The 21,253-nt window shown below is 28.9% G+C and carries 17 protein-coding genes; 2 read left to right on the top strand and 15 right to left on the bottom strand.

The window, feature by feature from the left end:
* Positions 1–212: 212 nt before the first annotated feature.
* The 4 genes from CC89_RS09135 to CC89_RS09150 all read right to left on the bottom strand — a co-directional run bounded on the left by CC89_RS09135 (position 213) and on the right by CC89_RS09150 (position 3,998).
* On the bottom strand, positions 213–1,001 hold the full coding sequence (locus tag CC89_RS09135; protein WP_035291474.1) for an ABC transporter ATP-binding protein: 789 nt from the start codon (positions 999–1,001) through the stop codon (positions 213–215).
* Positions 967–1,890, bottom strand: a complete 924-nt coding sequence (locus tag CC89_RS09140; RefSeq protein ID WP_035291476.1) for an ABC transporter permease — start codon at positions 1,888–1,890, stop codon at positions 967–969. The genes CC89_RS09135 and CC89_RS09140 overlap by 35 nt, the downstream gene beginning before the upstream one ends.
* Positions 1,890–2,906, bottom strand: coding sequence for an ABC transporter substrate-binding protein (locus tag CC89_RS09145; RefSeq protein WP_035291478.1), 1,017 nt, complete (start codon positions 2,904–2,906; stop codon positions 1,890–1,892). The genes CC89_RS09140 and CC89_RS09145 overlap by 1 nt, the downstream gene beginning before the upstream one ends.
* Positions 2,907–3,575: 669 nt before the next feature.
* Positions 3,576–3,998 carry a HutP family protein gene (locus tag CC89_RS09150; protein ID WP_035291479.1) on the bottom strand — a complete coding sequence of 141 codons (423 nt, stop codon included), beginning with the start codon at positions 3,996–3,998 and terminating at the stop codon, positions 3,576–3,578.
* Positions 3,999–4,527: 529 nt separating this feature from the next.
* Between CC89_RS09150 and CC89_RS09155 the strand changes: the two genes are divergently transcribed.
* Entirely contained in the window at positions 4,528–5,235 is a 708-nt protein-coding gene (locus CC89_RS09155) for a L,D-transpeptidase family protein (protein WP_286161335.1), read from the top strand.
* A 29-nt stretch (positions 5,236–5,264) separates the two neighbouring features.
* Here the strand turns inward: CC89_RS09155 and CC89_RS09160 are convergent, their stop codons facing one another.
* The 7 genes from CC89_RS09160 to CC89_RS09190 all read right to left on the bottom strand — a co-directional run bounded on the left by CC89_RS09160 (position 5,265) and on the right by CC89_RS09190 (position 16,125).
* The gene (locus CC89_RS09160) at positions 5,265–7,913 is read right to left on the bottom strand and encodes an ABC transporter permease (RefSeq protein WP_035291482.1); all 2,649 of its coding nucleotides are present in this window, start codon (positions 7,911–7,913) and stop codon (positions 5,265–5,267) included.
* A gap of 240 nt (positions 7,914–8,153) precedes the next feature.
* The gene (locus CC89_RS09165; protein WP_035291484.1) at positions 8,154–10,748 is read right to left on the bottom strand and encodes an ABC transporter permease; all 2,595 of its coding nucleotides are present in this window, start codon (positions 10,746–10,748) and stop codon (positions 8,154–8,156) included.
* Positions 10,745–11,428, bottom strand: a complete 684-nt coding sequence (locus tag CC89_RS09170; protein ID WP_035291487.1) for an ABC transporter ATP-binding protein — start codon at positions 11,426–11,428, stop codon at positions 10,745–10,747. The genes CC89_RS09165 and CC89_RS09170 overlap by 4 nt, the downstream gene beginning before the upstream one ends.
* Positions 11,429–12,382: 954 nt before the next feature.
* On the bottom strand, positions 12,383–13,633 hold the full coding sequence (locus tag CC89_RS09175) for a sensor histidine kinase (protein ID WP_035291490.1): 1,251 nt from the start codon (positions 13,631–13,633) through the stop codon (positions 12,383–12,385).
* 51 nt (positions 13,634–13,684) lie between these two features.
* The gene (locus CC89_RS09180) at positions 13,685–14,395 is read right to left on the bottom strand and encodes a response regulator transcription factor (RefSeq protein WP_035291493.1); all 711 of its coding nucleotides are present in this window, start codon (positions 14,393–14,395) and stop codon (positions 13,685–13,687) included.
* 336 nt (positions 14,396–14,731) lie between these two features.
* The gene (locus CC89_RS09185; protein WP_035291496.1) at positions 14,732–15,397 is read right to left on the bottom strand and encodes a helix-turn-helix transcriptional regulator; all 666 of its coding nucleotides are present in this window, start codon (positions 15,395–15,397) and stop codon (positions 14,732–14,734) included.
* Between the two features lie 350 nt (positions 15,398–15,747).
* A complete protein-coding gene (locus CC89_RS09190) occupies positions 15,748–16,125 on the bottom strand; it encodes a RidA family protein (protein WP_035291498.1) in 378 nt (125 codons plus the stop codon).
* 450 nt (positions 16,126–16,575) lie between these two features.
* Between CC89_RS09190 and CC89_RS09195 the strand changes: the two genes are divergently transcribed.
* A complete protein-coding gene (locus CC89_RS09195; protein WP_035293465.1) occupies positions 16,576–17,427 on the top strand; it encodes a YitT family protein in 852 nt (283 codons plus the stop codon).
* A gap of 199 nt (positions 17,428–17,626) precedes the next feature.
* Here the strand turns inward: CC89_RS09195 and CC89_RS09200 are convergent, their stop codons facing one another.
* The 4 genes from CC89_RS09200 to aroE all read right to left on the bottom strand — a co-directional run bounded on the left by CC89_RS09200 (position 17,627) and on the right by aroE (position 20,828).
* Positions 17,627–17,845 (bottom strand): heavy-metal-associated domain-containing protein, encoded by a 219-nt coding sequence (locus CC89_RS09200; RefSeq protein WP_035291499.1) that lies wholly within the window; start codon positions 17,843–17,845, stop codon positions 17,627–17,629.
* A gap of 536 nt (positions 17,846–18,381) precedes the next feature.
* Positions 18,382–18,807, bottom strand: a complete 426-nt coding sequence (gene aroQ, locus CC89_RS09205; protein ID WP_035291501.1) for a type II 3-dehydroquinate dehydratase — start codon at positions 18,805–18,807, stop codon at positions 18,382–18,384.
* Positions 18,808–19,094: 287 nt separating this feature from the next.
* Positions 19,095–19,610 (bottom strand): shikimate kinase, encoded by a 516-nt coding sequence (locus CC89_RS09210; RefSeq protein ID WP_035291503.1) that lies wholly within the window; start codon positions 19,608–19,610, stop codon positions 19,095–19,097.
* Between the two features lie 81 nt (positions 19,611–19,691).
* Entirely contained in the window at positions 19,692–20,828 is a 1,137-nt protein-coding gene (aroE, locus tag CC89_RS09215) for a shikimate dehydrogenase (protein WP_081897019.1), read from the bottom strand.
* Positions 20,829–21,253 lie beyond the last annotated feature (425 nt).

A 21,253-nucleotide genomic window follows, 5' to 3' on the forward strand; every position in this document is an offset into this window, starting at 1 on the left:
TTAAGTTTAAACTTGCATAACAGTATATTGTATGTAAATTTCTTAATGCGACAGTACCTTTTTACCTATTATCTCTTACTTTTTCACTTTTACTTCTTACCTTGTATAATGTGGACTTAAAATTTATATGCGAAAGTTGAGTTATTACTTATTACTTATTACTTATTACTTATTACTTATTACCTTAACTAATTTTATATAATATACCGTGTTTATGCAAACAAAACACTGTCACTTATGGCGTTTTCAAGTTTTTCAAATTCTCTTAATAGCTTATCTGTAGTTAAATTTTTCTTTTCATCTCCCTTTATGTCCATAACTACCTGTCCCTTATGGATCATTATTAGCCTGTTCCCCATCTTTATAGCATCATTTAAATTATGTGTTACCATTAAAGTGGTTATTTTATTTTTTTCCACTATATCTTTTGTTATGTCCATTATTATTTCTGATGTTTTTGGATCTATGGCTGCTGTATGTTCATCTAATAATAAAAGTTTAGGTTTTGTTGCTACTGCCATTATAAGAGACAGCGCTTGTCTTTGACCACCAGATAAAAGCCCTACTTTATTGTGTAATTTATTTTCCAAGCCAATATTTAATTTTGAAAGAATTTCCTTAAACATATTTATTTGATTCTTATTTATAGCAAAGGATAAATTGAATTTTCCCCCTTTATTGTACGCCATGGACATGTTTTCTAATACGGTCATATTTGGCGATACGCCTAGTAACGGATTCTGAAATACCCTTCCTATTTGTTTAGTACGTTTATATTCAGGTAATCTGGAAATTTCTGAACCACTCAATGTTATGGAGCCTTCACTTGCCTCTATATTCCCAGATATTACATTTAAAAGAGTTGATTTACCTGCACCATTACTTCCTATTATGCTTATAAATTCTCCTTCTTCTACATCTAAGTTAAAATTATTAAATAATGTATTCTCATTAACTGTCCCCTTATTAAATACTTTGTATAGTTTTTTTATCTGAAGCATTAGAGGCACCTCCTTTTTTAGACTTAAATGCTTTTGTTAAGCCAAATACTGGTCCGAAACTTCTATCATTGATATTGTTAAGTGATAAAGCTATTACTACAATAATAGCAGTAATTAATTTTAAATCTGTAGGTGGAAGCCCTAATTTTAATGCTAAGGCTATTACTGCCTTATATAAAACTGCCCCTAGTATTGCCATAGTACTTCCTTTTACAAAATTAAATTTCTTTAAAATAGCTTCTCCCATAATAACTGAAGCTAATCCCATAACCACAATACCTGTCCCCATACCTACATCTGAAAATCCCTGATACTGAGCAGTAATAGCTCCACATAAAGATACTAATCCATTGGAAATCACGAGTCCCACAATCTTAATAAAATCCTTGTTTACTCCTAATGAGGTTACTAATTGTTCATTATCACCTGTTACTCTTAAAATAAATCCTAACTTAGTTTTTAAAAACAAATCTACTAGTAATTTAGTTGTTCCTGCCAATATTAAAATTATAAATATTGGTGCCAAGGATAGATTAAATATAGTTTTTTGTCCGAATAAAGGTATATTAGACTTGCCCATTATCCTCAAATTTATAGAATAAAGAGATATCATCACAAGTATTCCAGATAGAAGATTAGTAATTTTAAATTTCACATGAAGTATACCTGTGACAGCTCCTGCTGCAATTCCACCTAAAGTAGCTAAAATACAAGCTAAAAATGGATTTATATCTTTAAGAATCCCCACTGCTGCTATGGCTGCCCCCAAAGGAAAAGTACCCTCCACAGAAAGATCTGGAAAATCCAAAATCTTATATGTTATATACACACCTATAGATGCTATGGCAAAGATAATCCCCTGCTCTAAAATATTTATTACAAAATCCATTATTGCACACCTCCAGTAACCATTTGAGCTTTTTCCTCAATGTCCTTAGGTATACTGATATTAAGTTTTTTACAAGCATCCTTATTTATTACAATACTAGTATCTTTAGATGTTTGTATTGGCATTTCCTGTACTTTTTTACCATCTATAATGTCCACTGCCATAATTCCTGTTTGAAAACCTAATTTATAATAATCTATGCCATTAGTAGCCACAGCTCCTGCTTTAACATGAGCGCTTTCTGCTCCTATAATAGGTATATTTCTTTTATAACATTCATTTACCACTAAAGGCATAGACGAAACTACTGTATTATCTGTAGGCACATATAAAACATCTATCTTTCCCACTAATGAATTTAGTGATTGAGGCACTTCATTTACATTAGTTACACCAGCAGTTTTAATATTAAATCCAAATTTTTCTGCGGCTTTTTTTATATTTTCCACTTGAAGCTCTGAATTTTTCTCACTAGTATTATATACAACACCAACAGTCTTTACATTTGGAACTATTTTTTTTATAAGCTGTAACTGTTTATCTATAGATACAGTATCAGAAGTACCTGTTACATTTGTTGAAGGTTTCTCTAGAGATTTCACTAATCCCGATTGTACAGGATCTGTAACTGCAGTTATTAATATGGGTTTTTCTTTTATAACATTAAATGTTGATTGTGCACATGGCGTTGCAATTGCAAATATTAAATCTTCATTTTTAGATGCAAAATTCTGTGCTATAGTTTGAGTGGTTGCTATATCTCCTTGAGCATTTTGAAAATCCACTTTGATATTATTGTTTTCCTCATATCCCTTGGATTTCAACGCATCCATAAATCCCTTTCTAGCGGATTCTAAAGCTGTATGCTCCACAAATTGAGAAATGCCAATGTTTATAACCTTTTTATCCTTTAAAGTTTTTTGTGACTGAGAGACCCCTATTTTTTTACATCCCCCTAAAAATGACAGGCTCACCAAAAGAGCCATAAGAAATGAAAATTTTTTCTTTCCTACCATACTACCATCCTCCAAATATAAATTTTTTTATAAAAAAAGCCCTCAATAGAGAGCTTATTTACCATATCTAAATAAACCCTATGCTTCAAGGGCTTAATTGCAATTTTTACATCTCAGTAGCGACACTATTTTCTAGATGTTTTATTGCATTTATACTAAAATAATAAATTCTCCTACAATCCTACAATCCTACAGTTCTATTGTATAAAAATACTAAACTAATCTAATAATTCCTACATTTAACTTAATAATTTCTATATTAATTTATCATTTATATCTAACCCATAAACTAATATACTAAACCCCTACACTAATCTACTAGAATTACTCAATAATTAATAACACTATTTAATATTTATGGTTTCAATATTAAAAATTATGTTTATTATTTTATAATATTGGTATTCAATTGTCAATATTATATTTTTACAAGTTTTATATTTTTACATGCTAAGATTCTTTTTTTGCTATTATTGGGTGCCTTTTCAGAATCCTTCTCTAACAACTAAGTAATAATCTCTTAAATACTATCAAAATTTAAACTATGTACTGATGTTAAAGTGTAAACTATATAATTATCTACATGTATATATTTTTTTCAAATAAAACTTGGAATATTTGCATCGTAAACTATATAGTTAGACTTATCTACTAGTTCTTAAATGACTTTCACTGTTCTTTTGGTATTGCTCTATGTCCAAGTCCTATAGCAATTTCATTTAAATGCAGAAGCCCTATACTCATAAATATAGTCACACATAAATGTTCTCCACTTCTTGCTATGCCTATTTTTCCTCCCACATTTAATCCACTAGCTTTTTGAAGTACTTGAATCAATGCTTCCTTGGTAGCACCTATTACTGCCCCATCATATAGATGAGAATTTTCTGAAATTAAGCCACCCTTTTTAGAAGCTACAAGTGCTCTCTCTATAATTTTAGACATGGTATTATTTATATTACCACCAATATTTACAGCTGTAGTTAATATATCTTTTTTTCTAAACGCATATTCTAATTGTTTTTCTTCTTCTCTTTTAGATATACTCATTTCAATAGCAGCCTTTGCCACATCCATACTATCTAAATTCATAATACAACCTCACAATTCTTTATTTAATCAACTTTCGCACATAAATTTCAAACTATAGATTATTTTTTAATTTAAAATTTAAAATGTAGAATTAACGTTGGAATTCCTAATGAATTTCTTAAATTTATATTAAAAAACTCCCAAAAGAGTTTTATCCTTGATTTTAAATTTTCAATTTTAAATTTTAACTGCGAAAGTTCAATTTATATTATAATCCAATACCTCAATAAATCCTATGGTAATTTTATAAACTCTTTATTTATGATTTATAAAATTATTAACCCACAAAAAATATTAAATTTCATAATTCCATAACATTGTACCTTATTATGGTTTAATCATAACCTAATTTATTATAAAATCAAAACTACTTAAAAATTGACAAACTCCATTTCTATAATGCTGCATTAATGCCCTTTCGTCCTCAAATATATAAACAACGTAGGTTTATTAAAATTTATGTGATAAAGTTCAGTTAATTATAATTTTACCCTTTAACTTCTCATATAATTATATGGGGGTGTTTTCTGTGAATAAACTAAAAAAATTTTCTGTATTTATAATTATAATTTTAATTATAACTTTAGCTTTTTTTATATTTTTTAGAGAAAATTTCGAAAAAGTTTTTAGTGTAAATATAAAAGGCTACGACTCTAAAAAAACCATAGTTATACTAGTGGATTTAGAAGCTAACACTTTAGGAGTCTTTCAAAATGATAAATTATTAAAAACCTATACAGTAGCCGGTGGTAAACCTTCTACTCCATCTCCTATAGGCACTTGGACCATAATAAGCAAAGATACTTGGGGAGAGGGCTTCGGTGGAAGATGGATGGGTTTTAATGTTCCCTGGGGTAAATATGGAATACATGGTACCGATAAGCCCGGGTCCATAGGTTGGAGCTCTTCTCATGGCTGCATAAGAATGAGGAATAATGATGTAAAAGAACTTTATAAAATAACTCCTCATGGTACTAAAGTTATAATTAATGGCGGCCCTTATGGAAATTTTGGTTCCTATTTAAGGCCTCTAGAACCTGGCATGAGGGGCTCCGATGTTTATGAAGTTCAAAAATTTTTAAAAGAAAAGGGATACTATAATGGAAATCCTGATGGCATTTATGGCGAGGGAATGAAAGCAATAGTTCATAAGTTTCAAAAGGATCATAAACTCCCTATATCTAACATTATAAATTCTACATTTTATAAAAAATTAGGGATAGAACTTAAGGAATAAACCTCAACCCGTTATACGGGCATTGAGGTTTATTCCTCCATTCTTATATTATCAACAATACTCTCCTTTTTTATTTTTCTTAATGGAAAATATGCAGATAATAATGAAATAATAATTGCTCCTATGGCAGCTATGATTATATATTTCCATGTCACTGACCATTTAACCTCTCTAACTCTACTGAATATTCTATATATAACATAGGTTAATGTTGTCCCAATTACTCCACCAAATGTAGAGCTTATTATCCCATAAATTCCGCCTTCTAAGTATATCATCTTATTTACCTGCTTGCTGCTCATACCAATGGCCTGCATTGCCGCTAATTCTCTCTTTCTAAGAATCAAATTAGTTTCTATGGTATTTATTATATTTAAAGAACCTATTATAGTTATTACGGCCACAAAACCATATAAAAATATACCTTGTATTATAGATTCTTTTTTTATATTTTCCAATTTCTCCTTGGTGTCTGCTAGAATAATTTTTTTGCTTGTATCTGCAAATTTTTTCAATTGCGCAGTTATATTTTTTCTTTCTGCTTTTCCATCTACTAGTATATGCATGGAATAAAAAGTTTTATCTTTAGTCATATCTTTAAATAACTCTTCTGTGGTTACAGCATAAATTTCACCATTATCAGATTTAGCATCTCCAATGGGGGTTTCTCGTAATATTCCAAGCACCTTAAAACTTCCCTTAGTTATTTCCTTTCCTTCACTAGATGTTTTACATATTTGAATTTTATCTCCCACTTTAAAGTTAGTAAAATTTATTACTGATGCTTTATCACTTTTAGTATTAAAAACACTGCCATTTTGTACTAACAGTACCCCCTTTTGATTTTTTAACTCTTCTTCACTTACGTTGCCTTTCAAAAGTTTATTCTTACATAATTTTAATTCTTCTCTGCCATATCCCTTTAAAAGCAAAGGTATATTTTCATTTTTTTCTTTTGAAGTTTGTGGATTTCGTTCATTTAATATTTTCCTATACTCCGGAGTTATTAATTCCTTATGAACAGAAATTACATAATCTCTGCTTTCAAATATTCTATATACATTCTCTACACCTCTTATATTTTTAATAGTTATATAATCTTTTTGAGAAAAACCAGAATTTTTATTAGACTCAGGAACCTTCCTTAACTCGTAATCCCTATAGGATTGTTTTTTTACTGAATCCATTGTACTTCCCATAGACATCATAAAACTAAAAGCTATAAAAAGTACTATACTTACAATTGTAGAACTTATGGTTACTAAAAATCTTCTCTTATTTTTCTTTATATTTTTGTAAGCTATATTTCCCTCTATTTTAAATATCTTTTCCATCAATATATTAGTTTTTACTTTTCTCACCTTTTCAGTTTTTATCCCAAAATTACTTTTTATAGCATCCAATGGAGATATTTTTGATGCTATAAATGCTGGTTTAACACAGGATATATAAATAGTAATTAATGCTATAACTATACTTATTATAAACACATAAGGCGATGCCACAACTTTAAATTCAAAATCTATATTCCCAGATAATATTTTTTTAATAATATAGAAAACTATATTCATAGCTGCAACTCCACTTAAAAGACCTATGGGTATGGATATAAAACCTAATACTCCAGCTTCTTTATAAACAATTTTTCTTATTTGTTTAGGGGTAGCTCCAATAGAGCTCAGTATTCCAAACTGCCTTATCCTATCCATTACAGACATTTGAAAAATATTATAAATAACCATTATAGTACTCATAACTATTATAAAAATTATAAGTGCAACTATTAAAAATACAGTTGTATTATACTCTTTATCTATTCCCCTTCCTTCAAAATTTAATAAATCATAATTGAAATCCACTTTCATATTTTCCTTATTTCCACTTAGAATCATATCTAATTTAACTTCATCTATATACTTTTCTATATTCTTTTTTTTATTTACATAAACATAGGCGTTACACTTACCTTTCGATGTTATATCTAACGTTGGACTAGTTATAGCTTTAGCTCTTATATTATATTGAGAATAAAATCTACTGTCTAATATACCTGAAAGAACAAAAGTCTTTTTTTCCATCTCATCATATTTATAATTTGAACCATCTCCAAAGTTTTCTTCTGTTATACATTCTTCTTCATCATATTTTTTACTATGTTCTATGGTTTTCCTAGTAAATTCACCTAAAGGTAAAGTTATCTTATCTCCAACCTTTGGATGGTTGGGAATATACTCTAAAGCCCATTCTTCTATTGTAATTTCATTTTCATTTTTGGGTAAATTTCCTTCCTTTAAAGATAACGGAAGCATCTCCATGGCTTTTTTATCATAAGATACTATATCTATATATTTGTACATAGGCATGTCTTTTACATTTATATCCCCTGGGTTAGCTTCATATATTTTGCTCTTCCCTATTTCTCTTAATACACCAACTCTTTCACTGTCCAAATGACCTTTTATCTTTCTAACTTTATTTTCACTTACTCCTTCAAATACTACATGAAATTCTCCCTTCTCCTTTTTAGTCTGCTCCATATCATTTTCTCTGTAACTGACTATCAAAGTACCTATTGCACATATTAAAGCTACAGAAAGGATTATTCCTATACAGGTTAAAATGCTTCTTTTTTTACTATTTTCCAAATATCTATAAGATATATGAGAATAATTTTTCACCTACTTTTCACCCTCTTTTTAGACATGATACAAATTATGAATTTTAATCTATATTATTTCTATGATTAACCCACAAAAAGGTACAATGTGGTGGCATTATGAAATTTCTCCTCCATGACTTGCATAAGAGCTGGGAACAATAAATTTAAATAACTAAAAAACTTTATTTAAATAATAATTGCTTATAAAATAAGGCATAAATCCAATAAAATTTATGCCTTAAATGTAGTATATTTAAAATTACTCTTCCATCCTTATATTGTCAATTAAGCTTTCATTCTTTATGCGTCTAAGAGGGAAGTACGATGAAATTAGAGCAATAAGCATAGATCCCGCTGCAGCTATACTTATAAAATTCCAAGGTATTGTCCATTGGAACCCTCTTATATTTCCTATCATTTTTCCTAAGTAGTAACTTAGTCCACTCCCTATTAAAGATCCTAATATGGCACTTATAATACCATAAAGCACTCCCTCTAAATAAACCATCTTCTTTACTTGCTTTCCGGCCATTCCTATGGCTTCTAATGCTGCAATTTCCCTTTTCCTAAGCATTAAATTTGTACTTATGGTATTTGCTATATTTAAACTACTTATCAAAGCTATTACAGTTATAAAACCATACAAGAATATTTTCATTGTTAATGTGGTTCTTCTCATACCTTCTAATACCTCTTTAGTATCCATAAGAGATATTCTTTTGTCCCCTTTAGTGAATTCTTTAAGATTTTTTGTTACACTATCTCTATCAGCATTTTTATCTAAAATTACATCCATATATTCAAAGCTATTATCCTTTTGAATTTTCTTAAACAATTCTTCTGTAGCTATTACATATATGGAATCATCTGGTACAAATTTACCCATAGGACTTTCTTTTAGTATTCCAACTACCTTTGCTTTGTTATTAACGTTAGATTTTTCCCCCTTATCTTCTCCTATTTTTATTTCATCTCCGACCTTTAAATCAGAAATATTAATCATAGAAGTTTTTTTAGCGTCTTTATCATATACAACTGAATTTTGTACTATTAATACTCCTCTGTCTTTATTCATCAGTTCTTCATTGATTTTTCCACTAATTAATTTTTCCTTACAAAGCTTTAACTGTTCACTGTCGAATCCCTTAAATTCTGCACGCATTTTTATATTTTTGCCTTTTTTATCTTCATTAGATAGATTTTTTATACGTATTTCATTTACTTTTTCCTTTGGAATTTCTGTAAAATAATTTCCATCTGTAAATAACCTATATACTTTATCTACTCCCTTTATACTTTTAACTTTTTCATAATCCTTTTCTGAAAAACCCTTATTTATTGGGCCATGTTTACTTAAAGTATAGTCTTTATAAGAATATTCTTTAAAACTATTAAATTTTTCTTCAAAATGCAACATACTGCCAAATAGTATAAATAAAACTATACTTATAACCATCGAACTTATAGTCACTACAAATCTCTTTCTATTTATTTTTATATTTTTATAAGCTATTTCGCCTTCTACCTTAAATATTTTCTTTACTAATAAATTACTTTTTACTCTTCTCATTTTTCTTTTTTTATTACTTAAATTATTTCTTATAGCCTCTAGTGGTGATATCTTAGAAGCAGTTAAAGCAGGTTTAATTGATGATATATATACAGTTACCAAAGCAATTAATGAACTTATAATCACTACCTTAGGTGATACCATAATTATAAGTTCTACATTTAACATATCATTTAAAATTCTCCTAATTACAATAAATAGTATTTTCATGGCAAATATTCCACTGACAAGTCCTATGGGAATAGATATGCCACTTAAAACCACTGCTTCTTTAAAAACAATCCTTCTTATTTGTTTAGGTGTAGCCCCCATAGATCTTAATATCCCAAATTGTTTTATCCTCTCTATAACAGATATTTGAAAAATATTATATATAACTAATATAGTACATATAACTATTATAGAAATTATGAAAGCAGCTATATTGAATAAGGATTTATCCATACCCTTATCTTTACTTCTTCCTTCTAAAGTTAATAAATAGTTATTGTATTTCACATCTAACTTATCTTTATCCTTACTAGACAAATTTAAGTTCTCCTTAACCTCACTTACATATTTTTCAATATCTTTTTTTTCATTTACCTGCGTAAATATATTGTATTTTTTATCTTTTCCATAGTTATCAATAAAGGTTATTCCTCTAGCTACTTCGTTGTATTGTGAATAATATTTATCCTCTATTATACCCGTTAATATAAAATCCTTTTTAATTCCCTCTTTATATTTCTTTTCAGATTCCTCTCCTTCTTTCTTCTTGGAAGCATTTTCCTTTTCAAGAAATCGACCTAAATCTAAAGTTATCTTATCTCCTATCTTTACTCCCTTTGGAAGATACTCTAAAGCCCACTGCTCAAGAACGATTTCATTTGACTTTGTAGGAAGTTTTCCCTCTTTCAATTTAGTAGGCAGCATATTCAATGCTTCTTTATCTAATTCCTGAATTTGTATATATTTATATTTAGGTATTCCTGGTTCTTGAAGTTCTTCTTTTGTAGACTCATAAATTTTACTTTCTCCCGCTTCACTTGTAATACCTATTTTCTCTGTATCCATATGAGTTTTTATCTTTTTAATTTGCTCATAGTTTACATTGCCAAACATTACATGGTAGTTAGCATCATCTCTTTTAACAGCTTCTATTTCACTTTGTTTAAAACTAACTAATAAAGTTCCAACTGCACATATTAAAGCAACTGAAAGTATTATCCCTACTGATGTAAGTATTGTTCTCTTCTTTTGATTTTTAAGATATCTCCTAGTTATGTCTAAATAGCTCTTCATGGTCTTACCACCTCATCTTTAACTATAACTCCATCTGCTATATGAATAATTCTATCTGCTTGAGAAGCTATATTTAAATCATGAGTTATTATTATAAGAGTTTGATTATATTTTCTTACAGAAAACTCCAAAAGTTCTATAATTTCCTTAGAATTTTTACTATCCAAATTTCCCGTAGGCTCGTCTGCAAGTATTATAGAAGGCTTATAAGCTAGTGCTCTTCCTATGGAAACCCTCTGCTGCTGACCACCCGATAATTCTGATGGTAAGTGTTCTAATCTATCTCTTAATCCCAATATCTCTATTAGTTCATTCATATATTTTTCATCTGGCTTTTTATAATCTAACAAAAGTGGCATAGTCATATTTTCTTCCGCTGTTAAAACTGGTATCAGATTATAAAACTGAAATATAAATCCAACTTTTCTTCTTCTAAATATAGCTAATTGCTCTTCTTTAAGTTTTGAAATATTAACTCCGTCTATAATTATCTCTCCAGATGTTGGCTTATCTACTCCCCCAAGCATATGAAGAAGAGTACTCTTTCCAGATCCACTAGCCCCTACCACTGCCACAAATTCACCTTTATTTATGGATATGTTAACTTCTTTCAAAGCCTCTACCTTTATTTCCCCTTTTCCATATGTCTTGGTAAGACCTGTAGTTTTTAAAATCTCCATATATATTCCTCCTGCTTATTATTTTCTCTTAACCTTATATTTTTATAATATCAGATATTTCTTACATATAAGTGAATTTCTTTCTTACAATTTCGTAAGAAAGAAGATATATTGTGACATAATACATTGAAGAAAATCTGATTTTAATTCCGTAATAAATGTGTAATTTGGGACTGTTCACAATACGCCAAGAACTTCTAAATGTCTCACAGTTAAAGCCCCTAAAGCTTTCAAACTCGCTTCTTACATTGCTCAAACAATGAAAGCTTCTTAACGGGTCTTTAACTGTGAGACATAAGAAGTTCTAAGGCTAGTTCAATAGTCCCCAATTACACATTTATTACTACATTAAAATCAGATTTTTAGTTTAATATGTTTATGGTTGGAGAGAGAAGCCTACTAAAGGATGATTTTCCTCCACTATGTTACGGAAAATCTTTAATTAAATAAATGGGATAACAAAAAGCTATAACTGTTTCATTAAATGGAGTAGTTATAGCTTTTCTTTAAGGGCTTAAAAATTTTTTATTGGCGATAGCCAGCCTAAATAGGTACCATATAACTTTTCGAAAGGCTCCGCCTAAAAAATATTATGAGCGCCTTTCTATTTATAAATTAAAGATTTTCCATAGCGAAGCGGAGGAAAATCATCCTTTAGTTAGCTGTGTTCCTCCTCTGATAGCCTATGCATGAACTGAAAAATCTGTCTTTAAGGTAACAATAAATATATTTTCTTAGACTATTGAGCTAGCTTTAGAAATTCTTTGTTTTCAAATTTTAATGCCCGTTAAAAAGCTTTCATGTTTGAGCGCCGTCAGAAGCGAGTTTGAAAGCTTTAGGGGATTGAAATTTGAAAACATTAGAATTTCTTGGCGTATTGCGAGTAGTCTAAGAAAATATATTTATTGTGGACTTAAAGACAGATTTTTTTATTGCACTTGCTTCACAATCTTCCTATATGATTCCTTTAAGAAAAATTATTGTAAACTCGGTGCCTTCCCCTTCAACGCTTCTAACCTCAATACTTCCACCTTGTCCTTCTATAATACTTTTGGAAAGTGCAAGTCCTATGCCTACACTATCACTGTTCTTATTTCTCCTCCCCTTATAAAATCTCTTAAATATATGAGGTAAATCTTCCTTGACTATTCCTGGACCATTGTCGCTAATTACAATACTTGTATAAATAGGAGTTTCTGATGACACTATATTTATTTCTCCATCCTCGCCAGTATGTTCTATACAGTTCTTAACTATATTAGTTATGCTTTCTGCCGTCCAATTAACATCGTGCTTCAGTTTTATATCTTCTTTTATATCTATATTTATCTTTTGATTTTTAGCTTCCCACTTTATTTTTAAAGGTTCCAAAGCCTTATTTACTGTGGTTAAAACAGGATTATATATTCTTTCGAATTCCACAGCATTAGCTTCAATCTTGGCTATTTTTAATAAATTTTTAATCAGCCACTCCATTCTTTCCAATTGACTTTTACTTTTAATATAAAATTTATTTTTTTCTTCTTCATTCTTTATAGAACCTTCTATAAAAAGTTCATTAAAAAGCATAAGAGATGATAGAGGTGTTTTTAACTGGTGGGATATATCTGAAATTATCTCCTTCAAAAACCCTTTTTCTTTTTTTAAATTTTCTATACTATTTTCTAATCTTTCAGACATTAAATTAAATTGATGGGCTAATATATTAAATTCGCCTTCTTTTCCTTCTATAATTTTTGCTGTAAAATCTCCTTCTACTACTTTTTCAGCACTTTTTGATATTATACTTATTTTTTTAAACATGCATTTGTATTCTATCATTATTACAATAATTGTGAATATGAAAAGTAATACTATAATAGATAAATTTATTTTTGGAAAAATACTACGCATATCCTTAATCACAGGCATATTTTCTAAAGGAGCTTTTATGCTGTATCCATAACTTTCTAATAATTTTTCTCCCTTAATATATGTATCTTTAGATACTCCTCTAGTGTAACATTTAATCAAATCTTCTTCTAAATCAGGATGCTTTTGAAGTACAACCCCTACCACTTCAGCATTTTGATTTACAATTTTACGAGAAAAATCTTTTACTATATTTACAGTATAAAAATATATACCTACACAAAATATTACATTTAATATAATAAGTATTGTAGTTATTTTTTTAACCTCATAGTTCCTATAAAATCCACTCATAAATAATCTCCTTTATGTTCCCATATTATTATAAACTAAAGCTTTTCTAAACTAATCAGCTGCATTATGCTCCCACTTATATCCTATACCTCTGACAGTTACTATAGATTTTGGACTAGAGGACTTATCTTCTACTTTTTCCCTAAGTCTTTTTATATAAACAGACAAAGTATTGTCATCTACAAATTCACCTGAAGAATCCCAAAGCTTTTCTAATATAACCTCTCTTTTCAAAGTTATATTTGAATTTTGCATGAATAAACATAAAAGTTTGTACTCCATAGGAGTAAGAAAAATTTCTTTATCTCCTTTAAATACTTGCGCCTTTAATACATGTATTTCTATGCCATTTGACTGCATTATAGTATTCTTTTCTTCCACTATCTTCTCATTACTTACAATGTTCTTTCTTCTCATAACTGCCTTTATTCTAGATATCATTTCTCTTAATCTAAAAGGCTTCGTTATATAGTCATCTCCTCCCATATCTAATCCCAATACAATATTTACTTCATCATCACAAGCAGTTAAAAATATTATAGGAACCTGGCTTTTTTCTCTTATGTGTTTACATAGCTCATAGCCATTTCCATCTGGAAGGGTTACATCTAATAATATTAAATCTACTGAATTCTCCATAAAGATTTTCTTACTTTCCTTTATGGTATTTCCCACAAGAACATCAAAGTTTTCATTTTTTAAACTATATTCTATACCCATAGCTAAAGCTTCATCATCTTCTACTAATAAAATTGTTGCCATTTTCATCCCCCTTTTAATTTGTCATAATATTGTTCCCTATATCCTAATCAATTAAATATATTTCCAACCTCTCATTAAAATAAACATATTACGATTAACCCACAAAAAGTATTACATTACTTGAATTATGAAATTTCTCTGGAATGAGTTGCATAAGAAGCAAGGGAACTGTTTAAATTTATTGTTCCAAGCTCTTATGCAAGTCATGGAGGAGAAATTTCATAATTCCATTACGTTGTACCTTATTGTGGATTAATCATATTCCTTTATATTATAATTTTTTATATAAAAAAATCAGTTCATCCTTATAATACAAAAATGAAACTGATTATTCAACTACTTTAATTTGTTTATATACCTATATATAGTAGTATCTGAGGCCTTTAAGTTTTTGGCTACTTCACTTACTCCACCCTTTAATAAAAATACGCCTTTTTCATTTAACTTCTTAACTACTTGCATTTTTTCTTCTAGGCTCATTCTCTCTGGAGGCATTGAATACTCTCCCATTACACTATTTATTATAGAACTAATTACATCCTCAGCATTTTTATCTAAATTTTCAAATACGGATATTTCCTCTAACTGTTCTATACTCTCTTTAGTATCTTCTTCTCCAATAGATGCAAACGCATCTAATATATCCTTTACCTTTATAATATCAGTAATATCGGTGTTAATACATATCATTCCTATTAATTTTTCATTATCATCCTTTATAAAATAACTGGAAGATTTTAATGCTTTATTATCCCTAGAACTTCCCTTATAATTACATATGTAGTTTTTATCTTTATAACTTTCATCCTTTAATATCTTTAAAACTAAATCTGTAACAGGACCGCCTATAGTTCTGCCACTTATATGCCCATTGGCTATGGCCACTATAGAATTATCTGGATTATTTATATCATGTAAAACCACTTCAGAATTACTCCCCAAAACTCTACCCATAAATTCTACTAAGGGAACGTATTTCTTTAATTTATCTCTACTGTTCATTATTTTATCTCCTTATACACTATCTAGTATTGGAAATGCTGCATTTCAAATAACCATTCTTCATCTGCAATTTAAACACAAGAACTTTTTATCCAAGTTTCGTAAAAAGGGTCATTTTAAGTTGAAACTTAAAATAACCCAATTTTATGTTGAACTTTTATATTATCACTAATTTTTTAATAGCTTAGGTACATGAAAAGAAATAACAAGTCAAAGATGCTAGTATATTTTGTGTCAGATAAGGAAGCAGGCTCCGGCTTTGGTAAGACTATCGGCGGGTTCTGCTAACGCAGTATGACGCAAAATAGACTAGCATACTAACTTATTATTTATTTGAATGTGCCCTAGTATTATGCTATAGCTATTACCTCTATTTCAACTAAAGCGTCTTTAGGTAATCTAGCTACTTCAATTGCACTTCTTGCTGGATAATCCCCTGTAAAGAATTTTGCATAAACTTCATTCATTTTTCCGAAATTATTCATATCACTTAAGAAAACAGTAGTTTTAACAACTTTACTTAAACCACTACCTGATGCTTCTAATATAGCTTTTACGTTTTCTAATGATTGTTTTGTTTGCTCTTCTATAGTAGCTGGCATTTCACCTGTTTTAGGGTCTATTGGAAGTTGTCCTGAAGTATATACTAATTCTCCTACTTTTATTCCTTGAGAGTATGGTCCTATAGCACCAGGTGCTGCATTTGTTGAAATAACTGATTTATTCATATTTATTCCTCCTTGGTGATAATTTTTTATCACAATATTAATTTTTTATCAATTGTAAATTAATTATAATATATATACTTCCTTATTTCAATATTTTATATAAACAAATTTATTTTATCCACTATATTTTTATAAATATTTAAAATATTTAAACTTTATTTAGCGCTTTAAAACTAAGTATTGATATTTTTCTAAAAACATTGTAATATATAGTTGTAATTTGTAAATATAGACTAAAATAAAAATATAAACTAAGAATAAAAGATACGGGACAAATAAAGTCTGTTGATTATAACCTCTTAGCCTTTGGTTAAGAGATTTTTTTATGGTAAATAATATAGTATTAGTATTTTAAATAATTTAGTAAAAATACACAAAATATAAAGTATTATATACTTCTTAAATACAACAATATAAAGGGAGGTTTTAATTGTGAAAAAAGATTTTAATATGAAGAAATTTTTAAAAGAAATGATTTGGCTCCACATTGGACTTATTATAACTGCTGCTGGTACTTATTTCTTTTTAGTTCCAAACAACATTGCAGCTGGCGGAGTTAGTGGTCTTGCCATGGTTATTCAGCCCTATATGCCAAAATTAAGTATAGGTTTATTAATGACTTTAATGAATTTGGTTTTATTTGTGGTAGGCTTTGTATTTATTGATTCTAGCTTTGGAGCTAGATCCATTTATGCTAGTTTCACATTTTCGTTTATAGTATGGATTATGGAAAAAACTATACCTATAACTCAACCTTTCACCAATGATTTATTGATAGAGCTATTATTTGGTTCTTTATTAAGTGCTATTGGTATAGCAATAGTTTTTGAGCAAAACGCTTCTACTGGTGGTACTGACATAGTAGCTAAAATTCTTAATAAATATGCTCATCTTGAACTAGGAAAAGCTCTTTTATTAGTGGATTTAGTAATAACCCTATTAGCTGCTTATACTTTTGGAATTAAAAAAGGTATGTATGCTCTTTTAGGAGTAATAATACTCGGTGTAATAATAGACGTAGTAATCAGTGGTTTAAATGACTACAAAAAAGTAGAAATATTAAGCTGTGAAGGGGAAAAAATAAAGAAATTCATAATCGAAGAATTAGATAGAGGTGCCACATTATATATTGGAAAAGGTGCCTATACCAATGAAGAAAAAGAAATAATAAACACAGTATTAGATAAAAAGCAATTCATAAAATTAAAGAAATTTATACACGAAACAGACAATAAAGCTTTTATAATAACTTACAATGTCCATGAAACCCTTGGAGAAGGATTTAAGAGTTTATCAAACTAAAAAAATTTCAGTAAGCAATAAAATTGTAGTCAAGTGGCTGTTGCATAAAGAAATTTACTTGCAATATATTGTTTTGCATATTATTTTGCAATTTTAAAACTAACACAGTATATTCTAGTATTTATTTTTATTGCAACAGCTCCTTATTTACTTATTTTCCAAGTACCTACATTTCCTATTTGCATAGTTGAAAATATGCTTATTTTAACATATCTAATTTTACTGTATATCCTGTATTCTCTATACACTTAAGTATCTTTTCTTTGGTGGCTGGACTATTGTATTCTATCTCTATACTTCCTCTCCCTAAGTCCACTGCTACTTCCTGAACTCCTTCTAGTTTGTCTAATGCATTTAATACTTTAGTTTTATCCTGTGAATTTGCAAGACCTGAAACTTCATAATGGCTATTTTTCATTAGTAATTTTCTCCTTCCTCTTAATTTTAAGTGAACTACCAACACTTATAGAAGCTGGCGGCTTCGTGGTCAATATTTATAACGAAACAAGTTTACCCACGCCATGAAGGTTATTCCATCCTCTATATTAATTTTTATAGTATAAAAGGCTAATCAGAGCATCTAATTAGCCTTTTATCATGGAACTTAATATATAAATGTGTGTACTTTATATATATTTTATTATGCCCAATATCAAAAAAATTATGACTTTGTCATAATTTTTAGTGGACTAGTGTGTCAAAAGACTGGAATTTAACGTGCTAGGGGCAATTGACAATTAGTATTTATAGTTGTAATAGGATAATTAAGAGCTGCCACTAAATCCTTTTGGAACCATAGAAGAAGTTTTCATTGCCTGAGCGAGGAACGGAGTGAGTTTGAAAACTTTAGGGGCTTTAAATGGACAAATATTAGAAGTTCTTGGCGTATTGTTCACTGTCCAAAATTTCACATTTATTACGGAATTAAAAGCAGATTTTTCCTAATGTACTTCCTTAACAATTTTTTAAAGCCATTAACGCCATTATATATCCATATATACCAAATCCGCTAATTTGACCAATACAAACAGGAGCTATAACAGATTTTTTCCTAAACTCTTCCCTACTATATATATTGCTAATATGTACTTCTACAGTTTTTATATTTACTGCTTTTATAGCATCCATTATGGCTATGCTGTAGTGAGTGTACGCTGCTGGATTTATTACTATACCATCATACTTTCCATAGGCCTCTTGAATAAAATTAATAATTTCTCCCTCAATATTACTTTGAACTATATGAACTTCTAACCCTAGATTTTTCCCCTGCTCTTCTATATAATGGCATACATCTTTATAATTAGTGCTCCCATACACTTGTTTTTCTCTTATACCTAAAAAATTTATATTAGGTCCATTTATTACTAAAATATTCATCGGAAATCTCCTTTCTCCCAACTCTCAGTGTTTACTCCTAGAAATATCTCATTTATAACGACCTTTATTTAAACACTTTAGTTAAGCATTATTCTCCAACTTTTATAATTTACAATATGATTATCCCACAAAGCATTAAATTACTTGAATTATGAAATTTCTCTGGAATGACTTTCATAATAAGCAAAGGAACTGTTTAAATTTACTGTTCCCAGCTCTTATGCAAATCATGGAGGATAAATTCCACAATTCCACCACACTGTACCTTTTGTGATTTAATCACAATATTATATTTCAAAGATATTAATATGTTGAGAAATTATATCTAAAAGCCCTTTTAAAGCTTCATTCTCATCTTTTAAATTTTCTAGCCTATAGTGGCAACTTTTCATGTAAAGTGCATATCTTTTATTATATAATTCCCATAATTTCTCTTTTCCCTCATTCAAAACAGGTCTATTTTCTATTTTGATATCTTGCAATATGTTTTTTAATGGCCTATCTATAAAAATAACTACACCACTATTTTTCATAATATCTATATTAGATTGTTTTTTTATTATTCCGCCTCCCGAAGCTATTATACACCCTTCATTTTTGCACACTTCCCTTAAAGCTTCACTTTCTATATTTCTAAAGACCTCTTCTCCATCTTTAAATATATCTTTTATACTCTTATTACATCTTTTTTCTATGTATTCATCTAAATCATAAAATTTCATATTTAAATTTTTGCTAAGACTCTTTCCCAATGTAGTTTTTCCACAACCAGGCATACCTATTAATATTATATTCTTTTTCATTTTAAACACCTATTTCTTAATTTTTCAACTTTCGTAGTTATAAAATAAAAATTTAAAGATGGGTCTGTCGCATTAAGAAATTCATATATGATGATATTGATTTGAAATTTCACTATACATTTTAAATTTTAAATTTATATTTTCTTTTAGAGACTCATATATTCTATCTACTAATTCTTCCCCTAGTATTGTTTCATTCCATATTTCTTCTGCAGCTACAGCCTGAGCTACTAGCATATACAGTCCGTTTACATAACTTATACCCTTTTCCCTAGCATACTTTAAAAATAAAGTTTCCTCTGGATTATATATAAGATCTACTGCCCACTTAAAATTACCTAAAAACTCCATAGGCACTGGAGCTTCATTTATATTGGGATACATACCACATGGAGTAGTATTTACTATAATATATTTATCTTTTAATTCATCTAAATTTTCATATTCTAATATATGAGCTTTAGGAAAAACATCTTTCTTGTGCTGAGCTTTCTTATCTCTTGTAACAATGGTTATTTCATCTACGCCTTTTTTTAACAAACAATAATAAACCATGGTGGCAGCTCCGCCGCTACCTAACACTACGGCTTTCTTACCTTTTACATCTATATGCCATTTTTCTAAGATCTTTTTAAATCCAAAATAATCCGTATTATATCCAATTGTCTTTCCATTGTAAAATTTTATAGTATTTACTGCCCCTATTTTCCTAGCTTCTTCACTTATTTCATTAATGTATTTCATAATATCTACCTTATAAGGAATTGTAACATTAACCCCTTTAAAGCTAGTTTTATTTAATTCATTCAAAACTTTAGAGATATTTTCTTTAGATATCTCTAGAATTTCATAGTTCCCATTCATGGATTTTTCTTTAAATATAAGCTCATGTATATCTGGTGATAAACTATGTGCTAGCTTTTCTCCTATAAGTCCATATAAGCTTTTATTTTTAATAAAATAATCTTGATATTTTTTGCTTTCTTCCATTATTTTTATAAATATTTCGCTAATATAGGAAGTAAATTCCTTATTATTAATGTATTCTAAATTTTTGTTTAGAACTTCTTTTTCCCTTTTCCCATCTAAAAGAGCAACATCTTTACTTTTCTTATGTAAAGCTACTTTTTTAACTATATTCATTCTTTTTTCTATGAGTTCAGAGATTTCTTTATCAATGTCATCTATTTCACATCTCAATTCTTGTATTTCAAACATAATTTCCTCCCATTTTTATTAAATACCTAATTCTTAAGCTTCATTCCTCAAAAATTCTTAGGTACATAAAAAGAAATAACAATTTAAAGATGCTGGTATATTTTGTGTCAGACAAGAAAGCAGGTTACGCCTTTAGTATGACTATCGGCTGGTTCTGCTAACGCAGTATGACGCAAAATAGACTAGCATACTGACTTGTTGTTTATTTGAATGTGCCTTATTTATAATAACATTTATTTAGTACTAATACCCAAATCATAACTATATAGATATCAATTAAACTTGGAATTAAGGATTTCAAACTAGGATTTTTAAAATAAAGTATATCAAAAGCGCTCACTCCTTACGGAGTGAGCGCTGCCAACATATCATCCTGCTTTTTTTGTTTCTTTTGCTCCTTTTAACGGTAACTATAATAACACCTA

The sequence above is a fragment of the Clostridium sp. KNHs214 genome (assembly GCF_000744935.1).
In the GTDB taxonomy this organism is placed as follows: domain Bacteria; phylum Bacillota; class Clostridia; order Clostridiales; family Clostridiaceae; genus Haloimpatiens.

Coding starts and splice junctions, on each gene's coding strand:
- CC89_RS09135 (WP_035291474.1), bottom strand. CDS start 1,001: ATGCTTCAGATAAAAAAACTATACAAAGTATTTAATAAGGGGACAGTT.
- CC89_RS09140 (WP_035291476.1), bottom strand. CDS start 1,890: ATGGATTTTGTAATAAATATTTTAGAGCAGGGGATTATCTTTGCCATA.
- CC89_RS09145 (WP_035291478.1), bottom strand. CDS start 2,906: ATGGTAGGAAAGAAAAAATTTTCATTTCTTATGGCTCTTTTGGTGAGC.
- CC89_RS09150 (WP_035291479.1), bottom strand. CDS start 3,998: ATGAATTTAGATAGTATGGATGTGGCAAAGGCTGCTATTGAAATGAGT.
- CC89_RS09165 (WP_035291484.1), bottom strand. CDS start 10,748: ATGAAGAGCTATTTAGACATAACTAGGAGATATCTTAAAAATCAAAAG.
- CC89_RS09170 (WP_035291487.1), bottom strand. CDS start 11,428: ATGGAGATTTTAAAAACTACAGGTCTTACCAAGACATATGGAAAAGGG.
- CC89_RS09175 (WP_035291490.1), bottom strand. CDS start 13,633: ATGAGTGGATTTTATAGGAACTATGAGGTTAAAAAAATAACTACAATA.
- CC89_RS09180 (WP_035291493.1), bottom strand. CDS start 14,395: ATGGCAACAATTTTATTAGTAGAAGATGATGAAGCTTTAGCTATGGGT.
- CC89_RS09185 (WP_035291496.1), bottom strand. CDS start 15,397: ATGAACAGTAGAGATAAATTAAAGAAATACGTTCCCTTAGTAGAATTT.
- CC89_RS09190 (WP_035291498.1), bottom strand. CDS start 16,125: ATGAATAAATCAGTTATTTCAACAAATGCAGCACCTGGTGCTATAGGA.
- CC89_RS09195 (WP_035293465.1), top strand. CDS start 16,576: ATGAAGAAATTTTTAAAAGAAATGATTTGGCTCCACATTGGACTTATT.
- CC89_RS09200 (WP_035291499.1), bottom strand. CDS start 17,845: ATGAAAAATAGCCATTATGAAGTTTCAGGTCTTGCAAATTCACAGGAT.
- aroQ (WP_035291501.1), bottom strand. CDS start 18,807: ATGAATATTTTAGTAATAAATGGACCTAATATAAATTTTTTAGGTATA.
- CC89_RS09210 (WP_035291503.1), bottom strand. CDS start 19,610: ATGAAAAAGAATATAATATTAATAGGTATGCCTGGTTGTGGAAAAACT.
- aroE (WP_081897019.1), bottom strand. CDS start 20,828: ATGTTTGAAATACAAGAATTGAGATGTGAAATAGATGACATTGATAAA.